Origin of the sequence: Rhodoferax sp., assembly GCF_028688795.1 — a bacterium.
Taxonomy (GTDB): domain Bacteria; phylum Pseudomonadota; class Gammaproteobacteria; order Burkholderiales; family Burkholderiaceae_C; genus Rhodoferax.
The window spans coordinates 34,693-47,193 of sequence record NZ_JAQTXM010000017.1 but is presented as its reverse complement, the minus strand read 5'-3'; the positions used below and the strand labels follow the sequence as shown (position 1 = coordinate 47,193).

Genomic DNA, 12,501 nt, shown 5'->3' with positions numbered 1-12,501 from the left:
CCTCGCCGTGCTCACATTGATTTGCAGTGTATCAATTTGGCATAGCGCCGCCCGCGGCAACATTGATTCAAAGTGGTAACACGGACCGTTTTCTGATTGGCAAGCACATCAAGGTTAGCAAGTACATCAAAAAAGCCACCCGGGGTACGTCCATGACACTGCTGACCAGGCCCACCAGCAAGCCCCCGCACAACGAGGCGGCCAAAAAGGGCGACAGCGCAGTTGACCTGGCGCGCCCAAAAACCACATGCCACAGCGCGCAGTGCACCAGTGCCAGCCAAACCAACAGCCCGAGTCCGCCGCGCTCCACCAGAACCTCAAGAAACAGGTTGTCCATGTGCCAGGTCACAAAGTACGACTGCGCTGCCGGGAACCAGTGCGCCAGACCGTGCGAAAAGTCACCGTTTTCAAGCGGCAGAAATCCTGAAGGACCGAGCAGCGTGACATTGTCAAAGTCGGCGCTGCCGCCGGCATTGGCGATGGCCAGTGAGAACATCTGCAAACGCGGTGCAAACCATGGCCCACCGTTCAAGGCTGGACCGCGCAGCGGCAGCACCAGCGTTTGCCATGCTTGCTCACCTGGCGTCACCCGCACAAACACACTTTGGCAGTTGCCGTCGTACAGCAAATGCCGCTCGCACAGGTCAATGGACACATCGGTGCGTACCTGGGTGCGCACCTGCAGGCTGACCCATTGCTGCCCCGCGGGCACCGCCGCCACCCGTTGCGTCAGGGCGTAGCCGCCAGCCAGCGATTTGCGGCTGTGGGGTCCAAGCAAGGTGACAAAGCCATCACCCGGCTTGGCGCTGCCGGAGAACTCGCCCCGCGGCACCTCGCGTGCATAGTGAGCGGGAAATCGACCCAGGCCAATGCCCAGCAGCCAGTCGGTGGGGTGTTGCAATAGTGACAGGCCATGCTGCCAATGGGTCAGCCGGCTGTCCAGGTCCCGGTCGGCCGTGTTCAGGCGCTTTATCATGAAAGAGCCAGCACCCAGCACCCCGGCCACCTCAATGAGCAGTGCCAGCGCCAGCATCACGCTGGCCTTGGGGCGCCAGCCAGCGAACCGATGGCCTGGTGCGCCGGGCGAACCGGACGCCAGCACAGAGATGCCTCGCTTTTGGACCCAGATCAACACCACCAGCAGCACCAGTGACCCCAGCACCGCACCATAAACCCCGCGTGAAAACGTGGTCAGGCAGGCATAACCAGCGAGCAAGGCCAGAGCCGCCGCAGCTGTCCACGCTAGGGGGCGACGGGACTGGATCAGTGCCCACAGCACAAAGGGCGCCGACAGGGCCAGATAGGCATCGATGGCTGCCCCGCCCACATGCATTTCCCAAAACAGGGCGACGGTGCGAAAGTGGGTGGAAAAATCGAACACCCCAGGGAACGCGGCACGCTCCCACAGCACAGCCAGCGTGACTTGCAGCAAGCCCAGCACCATGCCCCAGGCCAGCAGCTGGCCGGCGTGCGCTGGTCGGGTGTCATTCGAGCTGAGCAAGGGCACAAACAACAAGGCAAACCCCAGGCTTTTGAACACCCGCAGGCTGTTGAGGGCATCGGTGTAGCCAGCAAACCAGTCAAATGCCCAGCCGCCCGCGTCCATCACGCCGCGGCTCATCGACCACAAACCTGAGACACCCAGAAGCAGCAACAAGGCCACCGGAAACCACAGCCATGGGCTTCTTGGGGTGTCGGGATCTTGGGAGGGCGAGCAGGCCAAGCGGGCATAACCACCGGCCAGGGCGCCCAGCAGCAGCAAGTCAAACTCTTCAAACACCAGCCAGCCCGTCCAGGGCGAAAAGTTCAACCAGGGCAGGCAAGCGGGCACCAGCAGCAGCCAGGCATTGGGTTTCCATGCAGCGGCTGCGCACCATGCGCCAAAGGCCAGGCACATCACCAAAGGCCACAGCGGGTGGTGCCAGGCCAGTGCCAGCCCTGCCAGGCCACTGCCCAGCGCGGGCAGCCACCAGGCCCGTGAATTCAACGACAAGGCCTTAGACAAGGACCTCTACACAAGCGGGATGCCCCAAAAAACCATGCGGACTGGCGCTGGCGCCATAAGCACCCGACTGGTACACCACTACCAGGTCGCCAACCTGCGCCACGGGCAAGGTCATGCGGTCGGCCAGCAGGTCCAGCGGTGTGCACAGGGGGCCAACCACGGTGGCCGTCTCAACGTCTCGCGCGTTCATGCGGCTGCCAATGGCCACCGGGTAGTTCTTACGCACCACCTGGCCAAAGTTGCCCGATGCCGCCAAATGCTGGTGCAGGCCACCGTCCACCACCAGATACACCTGGCCACGCGACACCTTGCGGTCGAGCACACGCGCCACATAGACACCGGCTTCCCCGACCAGATAACGCCCCAGTTCGATCACGATCGATGCCTGCGGCAACTCGGTTTGTGCCCGCTGGGCCAGTTGTGCCAGGTTGTCGCCCACCGGCGTCAAGTCCAGCCGTTGCTCACCGGGAAAGTACGGAATGCCGAAACCGCCGCCCAGGTTCAAAAATTTCACGGGTGACGGCGCATCTTGCGCCAGGCGCAGCGCCAGCTCGTAAGATTTTTGCTGCGCCTCGCAAATGGACTCAGGCCGCAGGTTTTGGGAGCCGGCATACAAATGAAAACCCTCAAAAGCCAGCCCAGCGCGACCGATGTTGGCCAACAAATCGGGGATTTGTTCCACATCAAGACCAAACTGCTTGGGGCCACCGCCCATTTTCATGCCCGAGCCCTTGAGCTCAAAGTCCGGGTTCACGCGCACCGCCACCCGGGCCGGCAGACCAAGCTCGCTGCTGATGGCCTCCAGCGCCACCACTTCACGGAAGGATTCCAGGTTGATCAAGACCCGTGCTGCTACCGCTTGGCGCAGTTCGGCATCACGTTTGCCGGGGCCAGCAAAGCTGATTTCTGCCGGGTTTGTCCCGGCGTCCAGCGCGACTTTAAGTTCGCCCGCAGAGGCGACATCAATGCCATCGACCAAGCCGGCCATGAAGCCCACCACCGCTGGCATGGGGTTGGCCTTCATGGCGTAGTGCAGCTTGACGGTTGGCGGCAAGGCGGTACGCAATTCGCCTACACGTGCGCGCAGCAAGGCTCGGTCATAGGCGTAAAAAGGCGTTTGTCCAACCCGGGCAGCCAGCACGGACAAGCGTTCACCGCCCACCAGCAACTCGCCGTCGTGCGAAGCAAACTGGTTCATGGGACTGTGAACGGGCAGTGAACGGGCTGGAGTGGTCATAAGTTGGATGAGGGTTTGGGGTGGATGACCGCGCTGCGCAGGTCTTTCAGCTCAGCTGTCATGGCGCGCCAGCCAATCAGTGGCCAGCAGCTTGCGGTCGATTTTGCCGTTGGGGTTGCGTGGCAGTGGTCCTGCCACCAGCTCAATGCCGGTGGGCACCATGTAGGCGGGCATCCGGGCGCGGCATGCAGAATTTAAGTCTTTTAGGCATGTAGCCCCGGTCCCATCTGCGGGAGTAGCTATCACGTGAATCGCATGCCCCAGCGTGGGGTGGTCCACGCCAAAAGCGATGCATTCACCGACCAGGTGCGTGGCGTACAAAATTTCTTCGACTTCGGTCGGGCTGACGCGGTAGCCTGATGTTTTCATCATCTCGTCGCGCCGGCCAATGAAGTACAAGAAACCTTCTGCATCCATGCGCACGTTGTCGCCTGAGAACACGGCGTATTCAGGCAATTGCAAGCCGGCTTGGCGCCCTGGCGCATCGGCGGCCAGCAGTTTGTAACGCTCGGCAGTCTTCTCGGCGTCGTTCCAGTAACCCATGCCCACCAGGGCACCGCGGTGCACCAGCTCACCGGGTTCTTCCGGGCTGCAGGGTGAGCCGTCTTCGCGCAGCACCAGAATTTCGGCGTTCGGGATGGCTTTGCCAATTGAGTCCGGGCGGCGGTCCACTTCTTCCGGGGGCAGGTAGGTCGAGCGAAAGGCTTCGGTCAGGCCGTACATCAGGAACGGTTTGGCCAGTGGTACGCGCTGGCGCAGCAGGTTGAGCGTCTCACGCGGCATGCGCCCGCCGGTGTTGGCAAAGTAGCGGAGCTTGTCATTGATGGCAGCAGGCCATTCCAGTTGGGCCAGCTGGATGTAGAGCGGTGGCACGGCGGTCAGACCGGTGACGCCTTCGCGTGCCATGGCCTTGAGCACGTCACGTGGCATCAAATAATTCAGCAGCACGACACTGGCGCCTGAATGAAAGGCAGTGGTGAGCTGGCTGAAACCGGCATCAAACGACAGCGGTAGCGCGGCCAGCAGCGTGTCTTGCGGGGAATTTTCGAGGTAGGAGGCCACGCTTTTGGCGCCCGCCACCATGTTGCGGTGTGACAGCACCACGCCTTTGGGCTTGCCGGTGCTGCCCGAGGTGTAAAGAATGGCGGCCATGTCGGTGTCAATGATGCGATGGCCAGTTTGCGCGGGGTGCTTGAGCAACGCGCGCCAGTGCGTGAGCAGCACTGGGCCGAACCCTTTGTCGTCCAGCGTAGTCGCGTTGGCAGCCGCGTCAGTCACCACCAGGTGGCGCAGGTCATGGCATTGGGCCAGGGTGTCCGCCATCAGGGCCAGTCGCTCGGGGGATGTCACCAGCACGCGCACATTGCAGTCGCGCAAAATAAAGGCCACTTGCTCGGGCTTGAGCAGCGGGTTGATCGGCACAAACACGCCGCCAGCGGCAGGTGCACCAAAGCTGGCAATCACGGTCTCAAAACGTTTTTCTAGGTAGATGGCCACCCGCTCGCCGCGCGCCAGGCCAAGATGCATCAGGCCAGCGGCAAACTGGCAGACACGCTCGCTCAAGTTCGTGTAGGTCAGTGAGGCTGCGCCGTGCGTCAGGGCCGGCGCCTGCGGTGTGCGCTGCGCCGCAAGGGTGATCAGTTCGTGGAGCAAAGTCGATTCAAGCATGGTGAAAAGTATCTTACAGCGGGTGCAGGTTTTGACCCCCTAAAATCGCTCGACCCGGGCAACCTGCCCCAAATGGAGTTTGCATTGGACATCACCAAAGAAGTGCGTCGAATCCTTGACGACGTGTTAAGTTTGAACGGCCGCAGTGCGGCGTTTACCCATGACACCCCCTTGCTTGGGGCGATTCCTGAGCTGGATTCGATGGCGGTGGTCACCTTGATCACCACGCTGGAAGATCAACTGGGCCTGGTGGTGGACGACGATGACATCGGTGGCGCCACCTTTGCCACGTTTGGCTCCCTGACCGATTTTGTCAGCAACAAACTTGCCAGCTGACCCAGTGAAGGTGGTTCCGCCCGAGGTGTTTTTTCTACCTGCCAAAACTGCCGCAGGTGGGCAACGGTTTTGCATTTACCACACTGCCCAAGACGCCAGCCCACGTGGTTTGGTGCTCTATATCCACCCTTTTGCCGAAGAAATGAACAAAGCCCGCCGCATGGCGGCGCTGCAGTCTGTTGCGCTGGCGCAGGCTGGATTTGCGGTGCTGCAAATCGACCTGCACGGTTGTGGCGACAGTTCGGGTGATTTTGGTGACGCCACCTGGCAGAGCTGGGTGGACGATGTGCTGCTGGGTTGCCAATGGTTGCGTGAGCGCACCAGAGGCCAGATCGAGTTCGTCACAGCAGGGAATAACATTCAGGCCCAGCCACCCTTGTGGCTGTGGGGCCTGCGCGCGGGTTGTTTGCTGGCAGCCGAAGCGGCCAGGCAACTGGGCGAGCTCTGCAACTTTCTGTTCTGGCAGCCACCTGCGGCTGGCAAGCTGCTGGTGCAGCAGTTTTTGCGTTTGAAGGTGGCCGGTGACCTGATGGGCGGGCAGGCCAAGGGTGTGATGCAGACCATGCGTCAACAATTGGCAAATGGCGAATCGGTTGAAATTGCGGGCTACATGCTGGCGCCCGGTCTGGCCAATGGCTTGGAGCAGGCCCTGCTGGTGCCACCTGCCACTGTGGGCACCTTTCCGGCGCCGCAGGTGGCATGGTTTGAACTCAGCCCCCGGCAAGATGCCAATCTGAGCTCGGTTGCCACCCATATTCTGACGCCGTGGCAGCAGGCGGGCTTTCAGGTGGCCACCCAGTTGGTGCCGGGGCCAGCGTTTTGGCAAACAACCGAAATCGAAGACGCCCCGGCCTTGATCCAAGCCACCCTCAGCGCCGTGACGACGACACCGCAATGCCACCCACAATCAGAATGAAAGCCAACGCGTGGTAGATGTGTGGCACCTCGCCCAAAAATGCGCTGGACAGCACAGCGGTAAATAGCGGGGTCAGGTTGATGAAAAAACCTGCCACTTGTGGCCCGGCGCGCGACACACCCGCGCCCCAGGAGCGATAGGCCAGCACCGCTGGGCCAAGGGCCACAAACAGCAGGGCCGCAGCCAGAGGCCAACTCAAATGCAGTCGGCCCATCCCCAGCGCCCACTCGGTGCCTGCGAACAGGCTTGCCCAGACCAGACCAAACGCGATTTGGGCCAGCAAAAATGCCGACCAGTCGCGCCGGATGTCGGTTGGTTCGGTGGTCGGGTGCACCAGCATCCAACTGTAGTAGGCCCACGCGGCCGAGGCCAGCAGCATGTAGAGGTCGCCAGCCACCAGACGCACCTGCATCAGCAGTTCGAACTCGCCTCGGCTCAGCACCACCATCACCCCGGCGATCGACATGACCGCCCCAATCCATTGCTTGCCCGAGACGCGCATGCCAAAAAACACCCGACCAATCAGCAACATCCAGACCGGGGTAATCGAGCCGACCAAGGTCACGTTGATAGGGGTTGAGGTATTGAGCGACAGGTACAGCAGTGCGTTGTAGCCACCAATGGCCAGCAAGGACAGCCCGGCAAAGCGCTGCCAACTGGGCCACAAGGCACTGCCGCGGCGCAACACTGGCGCGGCCAGGGGAAGCAGCAGGGCAAAGGCAATGGCCCAGCGCAGCAGGTTGAGCGTCATGGGGGACACCAGGGGGGCCATCATGCGGCCCACCACGGCGTTGCCGGCCCAGAGCAGCGGCGGCAGCGTCAGCAAAAAAGCGGTCTTGGGGGTAATTTTTGGATGTGTCACGCAGGGGGCCATGGGCTGTTGAGCAGCACCTCGAAGTTGGCTAATGGGCCAGGTTTGCCAAACAGGTAGCCCTGGTAGAGCGTGCAGCCATGTTCGGCGAGAAAAGCCTGTTGCTCGGTGGTTTCAACGCCTTCAGCAATCACCTCCAGCCCGAGATTGCCCGCCATGCCAATGATGGTTTGGACGATCACGCCATCGCTGGTCTTGATGCCGATGTTGCGCACAAACGACTGGTCAATCTTGAGCTGATCCAATGGCAGGCGCGTCAGGTAACTCAGCGAGGACTGTCCGGTACCGAAGTCATCCATGGAGAAACGCACGCCCAGGGCTTTGAGCGCCGTCATTTTGGCAATGGTGTCATCCACGTTGTCGAGCACCAGGGACTCGGTTAACTCAAGCTTTAGGCCTTGCGGCGCCACACCGGTAGTTGCAATGACGCGTTGCACCAGGGCGACAAAGTCGTGTTGCCTGAACTGCCGTGCACTCACGTTCACCGCCAGTTGCAAGCCTGCCGTGGCCTTGTACTGTTGCCAGACCTTGAGTTGCTGGCAAGCAGTCTGCAAGACCCACAGGCCAATCTGGTTGATGAGGTCGCTTTCTTCGGCCACCGGAATGAACTCAAACGGCGGCACCATGCCACGCGTGGGGTGCTGCCAACGGATCAGCACCTCAGCGCCGATCACCCCAGTTGCCAGCGCCACCTGGGGCTGGTAGTACAGCACAAACTGGCGTTTCAATACGGCAGTTTGCAAGTCAGCCTCAAGCGCCGCGTGGGCTGAGATGTCGGCTTGCATCTTGGGGTCAAAAAAGCACAAGTCGTTGCGGCCACGGTCCTTGACTTTGTACATGGCAATGTCTGCCTGCTTGAGCAGGTCGGAGGCGCTGCCGGTATCGGCGCCAAACAACGTGGCGCCCACACTGGCGCTGCTTTTGTGAGTTTGTCCGGCAAACACATAGGGCTGACCGAGCGCAGCCAGTAGATTGTTGACGATGCGTCTGGCCAGTTCAGCGGCCTCCAGCGGCTGGGTGGACAGGTCTTCAAGCAGGATGACAAATTCGTCGCCCCCCAAACGGGCCACCGTGTCGTGGGCACGTACGCTGGATTTGAGCCGCCTGGCAACTTGCTTGAGCAGCAGGTCGCCCACATCGTGGCCCCGGGTGTCGTTGAGGCTTTTGAAGTTGTCCAGGTCAAGAAACAGCAGCACGCCGTAACTTTTGTTGCGCTGGTTGTTGCTCAGCGCATGGTTGATGCGCTCCATCAAAAGCAGCCGATTGGGCAGGTTGGTCAAATGGTCATAAAAAGCCAGTTGTTCAATTTCGGCTTTAGATTGTTTGATGGTTTTGCGCGCTTGTGCCATGCGCGCCAGGTACCAGCTTGACAGGCCCCCTGCGGCCAGCACCATGGCAGCAAAAGTGGCAGCCACCACCAGGATGAAGTTGCGTTCGGCACGCCACTGGGTCAGTGCGGCGTCAAGGGGAATGCTGGCGGCAATCAGCACGCTGTCATACAGAATGGATTGGGCGCTGACGATGGCAGGCTGCGCCGTGAGCCGCGCCGGGCGCTGCTGTGCATTCACGTAACCTTTTGGCATCGGGGCGGGTAGACGGGTGCCCAGCAGTTGGTCCTGTACCGGAAGCCCCGCCAGCAGGTGCCCGTCGCTGCGCTCCAGCGTGACCTCCAGGCCGCTGATGTCTGCACCTTGAACCATGATGGTGTTGAATTGCATCACCAGCACCTCGGCCAGTGCCACCACCTTTGAGCCATCAGCCAGTTTCAAATGTCGCGCCAAAAACAACACCTGTTCGGCGCTGCTGTTTTGGCGAACCGGTTGGCTGATGATGAGGTTGGACACTTGTGGCGCCAACACCCTGGCGATGAAGTCAGGGGGGATTTCCAGCGCGGTGATTTCAATCAGATCAGACGAGGCCAGTACATGTGATCGCTCATCAAGCAACATCAGGCGGCGCAGCGCCAGGTTTCGCCCAACGATGGTGCGCAGCACCCGGCTGGCGGCTGGCGCGTCCAGCGTGTCGAGGTGTTGCTCGTTCAGCGCAAGGGATTCTTCCAGGCTGGCCAGCAACACGTCCATGCCCAGCAGCGTGCGGTTCAAAGCGGCCACGGCACCGTTGACAAAGCGCTCAGCCTGCAAGGTGCTGTTGCTCAGCGCATCCTGCTGCTGCTTCCAGATCAAGCTGCCAGCGGCTGTCGCAATGGCCAGCAAAAATGCCACTGCCACGCCCCACACGGTCAGGTGAATGCGCTTGATGCCGGTATAGCTCATGGCTTTTGTGGCACGGCGGTAGTCAGGTGGGCGCCGATGGTTTGGCGCCAGATATCAGTACACGCGGTGCCGCAGCGTGCCAGCCAGCGCGGCAACACCACGGCGTCAAAGACCTGCTGGCGCAGGCGCTCGTCCTTGGCCGTAGCGGGCACTTGAAGCAGCTCGCCCCGGACGGCATCTTTGCACGGTGAACTGCCGGTGTTGCACGCTAGACCTTCGGAAGATTCGCGCTCACTTTCAACCCATATCGCAGTTTCTAATTTGGGTAATTCGCGGCGGAGCAGGGCTTTCAGGTCAGGAGGCAAGGCGTCCCAGGCGGTTTTGTTGGCCCCAAAAACCGCCAGTCCCCAGGTGATGGGCATGCTGTGAACATGGCTGGTGACTTGGTGCAGCCCCAGCGTGTGGCCTGACATGGTGCCGGTGATCGCGCAGTCGGTGTTGCCTGAGCGCATGTTGGCAATGATCTGGGCAAAGCCGGTGGCCACGGGAATGGCGCCGAGCGCGGCAATGAAGTCAGCTTGGGTGCTGGATGACACCCGCACGTGCCGTCCAGCCAGGTCTGCCAGTCCGCTGAACGGCCGATTGCAAAAAATCACCTGGGCCGGGTACACGTAGAGCGCCAGCATTTCAACGTTGTGGCGCTGGCGCAGCTCTTTTTCCAGAAAAGGGCGAAACGCCGCCACGTTTTTCTTCAGCGCGGTCATGTTGGGGTTGAGTCCGGCCAAATCGATGCCCGCGTATTGCGGAGATTGCTGCGCCAGGGCGCTGATGAGTGTGGTGCCGAATGGCATCACCCCGAGTTGCAACAAGCGCAGCATGTCGCCGCCTGGCACGCCGGCACGGTCAAATGGCACGATCTCAGCGCTGTATTTGCCGCCGCTCAGGCGCACCAGTTCACGGCTCCAGAACGGTTCTTCGTTGCGGGTGTACTGGTTAAGCCCGGCCAGGCCACCCACAATGCGCAAGTGCAATGCGGCGGGGGTGTTGGGGATTTGGGCGTGGACGCCTGCAGCGGCCAGCAGCAGGCCGAGTAGCCAAGCCAGTCGACAACAATGAGTCTGCGGGGATGTGAAGAGGGATGAAAACAAGGTTGGCAACGGTACAAAAGTGCAATCGACATTTTGGCAGCATACGCAAGGATCGCCAGACAAGCGTTAAAAAGGACCTTGTGATTTCTTTCAGAGTGATCTAGGCGAACTGCGCAGGTCTGATTTTCATGGCAACATTCCATTTTCTTGATAAGGATAAACCCATGACTGAACCCACCTCGCGCGCCATTCGCATTGACCAGCACGGCGGTCCAGAGCAACTCAAATTGGTGAATGTGACCGTGGGTGAACCTGGCCCGGGCGAGATTCGCATCCGTCACCATGCCGTCGGCCTGAACTTCATAGACGTGTACCAGCGCAGTGGCTTGTACCCCATGAGCTTGCCGCAGCAACTGGGCATGGAGGCTGCAGGTGTGGTCGAAGCCGTGGGTGCGGGCGTGATGCACTTGCGTGTGGGCGACCGTGCGGCCTACGCCAGTCAGCCGCCGGGAAGCTACTGTGAACTGCGGGTGATGCCCGCCAAATGCGTGTGTCAACTACCCGACGCTATCAGTTTCGAGACTGGCGCGGCGATGATGCTCAAGGGTCTGACGGCGCAGTATTTGCTCAAACGCACGCTGCCACAAGGCGGCCTGAATCCAGGCGACTTTGTGTTGTTTCATGCCGCTGCCGGGGGTGTGGGCCTGATCGCCTGCCAGTGGGCACGCGCGCTGGGTTTGCGCCTGATTGGTACTGCGGGCTCGGATAAAAAATGTGCACTAGCCATTGATAACGGTGCAGAGTTTGCTATTAATTACGCTACTGAAGACTTTTTGCTTCGCGTGAAGGAAATCACCGGTGGCCGAGGCGTCAAGGCTGTCTATGACTCCGTGGGTAAGGACACCTGGGACAAGTCGCTGGACTGTCTGGCGCCCTTTGGCCTGATGGCCAGCTTTGGCAATGCCTCAGGCCCGGTGGCGCCATTTGCCCCCGGCATCCTCGGCCCCAAAGGCTCACTCTATGTGACCCGGCAAACCCTGTTCACGCACATTGCCACGCGCGAAAGCACCCAGGTCATGGCGGACGATTTGTTTGAGGCAGTGACCAGTGGCAAGGTCAAGATTCACATTGACCAGCGCTACAGGCTTGAAGACGTGCAGCAGGCACACCGCGACCTGGAAGCGCGCAAGACCACCGGTTGCACGGTGCTGACGCTCTAACGTTCAGAGCAGCGCAGTCCATGTCGGAAAACAAGACATGGACGTCATGGTGGACTTTTTCTCATCCACAGCGCCCGCCAAAGCATCACTGCCACGTCCCAGGTGTTCAGCTTGGGGCGGGTGCGCCAGGTGGCAAAGTCCAGCGCCTCGATTTTGTCGAGAATCCTTAAACCACCTTGCACCACCAGCCGAAGCTCCCACCCGGCTCGTCCTGGCATGCTGTGCACAAGTTGCGAGCCTTTTAGCATCGTAGCCCTTGACTTTCTTGCGTAAAAAGCTATTAAATCTGAAGCATTTTTTGATTGGCTGGCGGGCTGCAAATCGGCATCGGTGACACCCAATTGGGCCATGGCCTGCAGGCTGGGGTACCAGCGGCCTCGGGCCACGTCCACACTCACGTCTTGCCAGAAGTTGATGAGTTGCAAGGCGCTGCACACCTGATCGCTTTGGTGCAGAGACAGCTCGTCGGTGATGCCATACAGGTGCAACAACAAACGCCCGACCGGGTTGGCAGAGCGACTGCAATAGTCCAGCAGCTCTGCGTCATTGGCATAACGGCGCCCCGCTGCGGTGAAGCGAATGTCCTGCTCAAAAGCGTCCAGCAGGTCCGTCAGCAGCGGCAGGGGCAGCGCAAAGGCATGAATTACCGCCGCCAGCGGGACAAACACCTGCGGCCAGGCACCGCTGTCGGTCTGGCCAGCAGCTGCTGCACACAGACCGGCGCGGTAGCGTTCCAAGTCGGCCAGTCGTTCGGCCGGGGCTGCCTCGCCTTCGTCGGCCAAGTCATCGGCGGTGCGGGCAAAGTGGTAAATGGCCACAATGGCTGGGCGCAGGTGTGGCGGGCACAAAAAGGAAGCGACCGGGAAATTTTCGTAATGGGCAATCGGTGGGGTGCTCAGGGTCATAAAAAATAATTAGAATTAATAACCCATTGGTCATTAATTTGG

General features: G+C 60.6%; 10 protein-coding genes. 3 read left to right on the top strand and 7 right to left on the bottom strand.

Annotated features, from left to right (window positions below; translation table 11 throughout):
- Nucleotides 1-67: 67 nt before the first annotated feature.
- From PHQ58_RS13635 to PHQ58_RS13625, 3 genes are all read right to left on the bottom strand, one after another.
- Complete coding sequence (locus PHQ58_RS13635; protein ID WP_300111799.1) at nucleotides 68-1,987, bottom strand: O-antigen ligase family protein; 1,920 nt, start codon at nucleotides 1,985-1,987, stop codon at nucleotides 68-70.
- 10 nt (nucleotides 1,988-1,997) lie between these two features.
- Entirely contained in the window at nucleotides 1,998-3,203 is a 1,206-nt protein-coding gene (locus PHQ58_RS13630) for a pyridoxal-dependent decarboxylase, exosortase A system-associated (protein WP_300111797.1), read from the bottom strand.
- Nucleotides 3,204-3,293: 90 nt separating this feature from the next.
- Nucleotides 3,294-4,910: an acyl-CoA ligase (AMP-forming), exosortase A system-associated gene (locus PHQ58_RS13625; protein WP_300111796.1), complete on the bottom strand. Its 1,617-nt coding sequence runs from the start codon at nucleotides 4,908-4,910 to the stop codon at nucleotides 3,294-3,296.
- Between the two features lie 84 nt (nucleotides 4,911-4,994).
- On the opposite strand from PHQ58_RS13625, the gene PHQ58_RS13620 reads away from it, so the two are divergent.
- Both PHQ58_RS13620 and PHQ58_RS13615 read left to right on the top strand, forming a co-directional pair.
- The gene (locus tag PHQ58_RS13620; protein ID WP_300111795.1) at nucleotides 4,995-5,246 is read left to right on the top strand and encodes an acyl carrier protein; all 252 of its coding nucleotides are present in this window, start codon (nucleotides 4,995-4,997) and stop codon (nucleotides 5,244-5,246) included.
- Nucleotides 5,236-6,162, top strand: coding sequence for a hydrolase 2, exosortase A system-associated (locus tag PHQ58_RS13615; RefSeq protein ID WP_300111794.1), 927 nt, complete (start codon nucleotides 5,236-5,238; stop codon nucleotides 6,160-6,162). The genes PHQ58_RS13620 and PHQ58_RS13615 overlap by 11 nt, the downstream gene beginning before the upstream one ends.
- Here PHQ58_RS13615 and PHQ58_RS13610 read toward each other — a convergent pair.
- The 3 genes from PHQ58_RS13610 to PHQ58_RS13600 are packed head-to-tail and all read right to left on the bottom strand — an operon-like array spanning nucleotide 6,116 to nucleotide 10,331.
- Nucleotides 6,116-7,036, bottom strand: coding sequence for a DMT family transporter (locus tag PHQ58_RS13610; RefSeq protein WP_300111792.1), 921 nt, complete (start codon nucleotides 7,034-7,036; stop codon nucleotides 6,116-6,118). The genes PHQ58_RS13615 and PHQ58_RS13610 overlap by 47 nt on opposite strands.
- A complete protein-coding gene (locus PHQ58_RS13605) occupies nucleotides 7,021-9,306 on the bottom strand; it encodes an EAL domain-containing protein (RefSeq protein ID WP_300111791.1) in 2,286 nt (761 codons plus the stop codon). The genes PHQ58_RS13610 and PHQ58_RS13605 overlap by 16 nt, the downstream gene beginning before the upstream one ends.
- Nucleotides 9,303-10,331: a TRAP transporter substrate-binding protein gene (locus PHQ58_RS13600; protein ID WP_300111881.1), complete on the bottom strand. Its 1,029-nt coding sequence runs from the start codon at nucleotides 10,329-10,331 to the stop codon at nucleotides 9,303-9,305. Before PHQ58_RS13600 ends, PHQ58_RS13605 begins: the two co-directional genes overlap by 4 nt.
- A gap of 227 nt (nucleotides 10,332-10,558) precedes the next feature.
- Between PHQ58_RS13600 and PHQ58_RS13595 the strand changes: the two genes are divergently transcribed.
- The gene (locus PHQ58_RS13595) at nucleotides 10,559-11,554 is read left to right on the top strand and encodes a quinone oxidoreductase (protein ID WP_300111790.1); all 996 of its coding nucleotides are present in this window, start codon (nucleotides 10,559-10,561) and stop codon (nucleotides 11,552-11,554) included.
- Between the two features lie 44 nt (nucleotides 11,555-11,598).
- Here the strand turns inward: PHQ58_RS13595 and hpnC are convergent, their stop codons facing one another.
- Entirely contained in the window at nucleotides 11,599-12,459 is an 861-nt protein-coding gene (hpnC, locus tag PHQ58_RS13590; protein ID WP_300111789.1) for a squalene synthase HpnC, read from the bottom strand.
- Nucleotides 12,460-12,501: the final 42 nt, after the last annotated feature.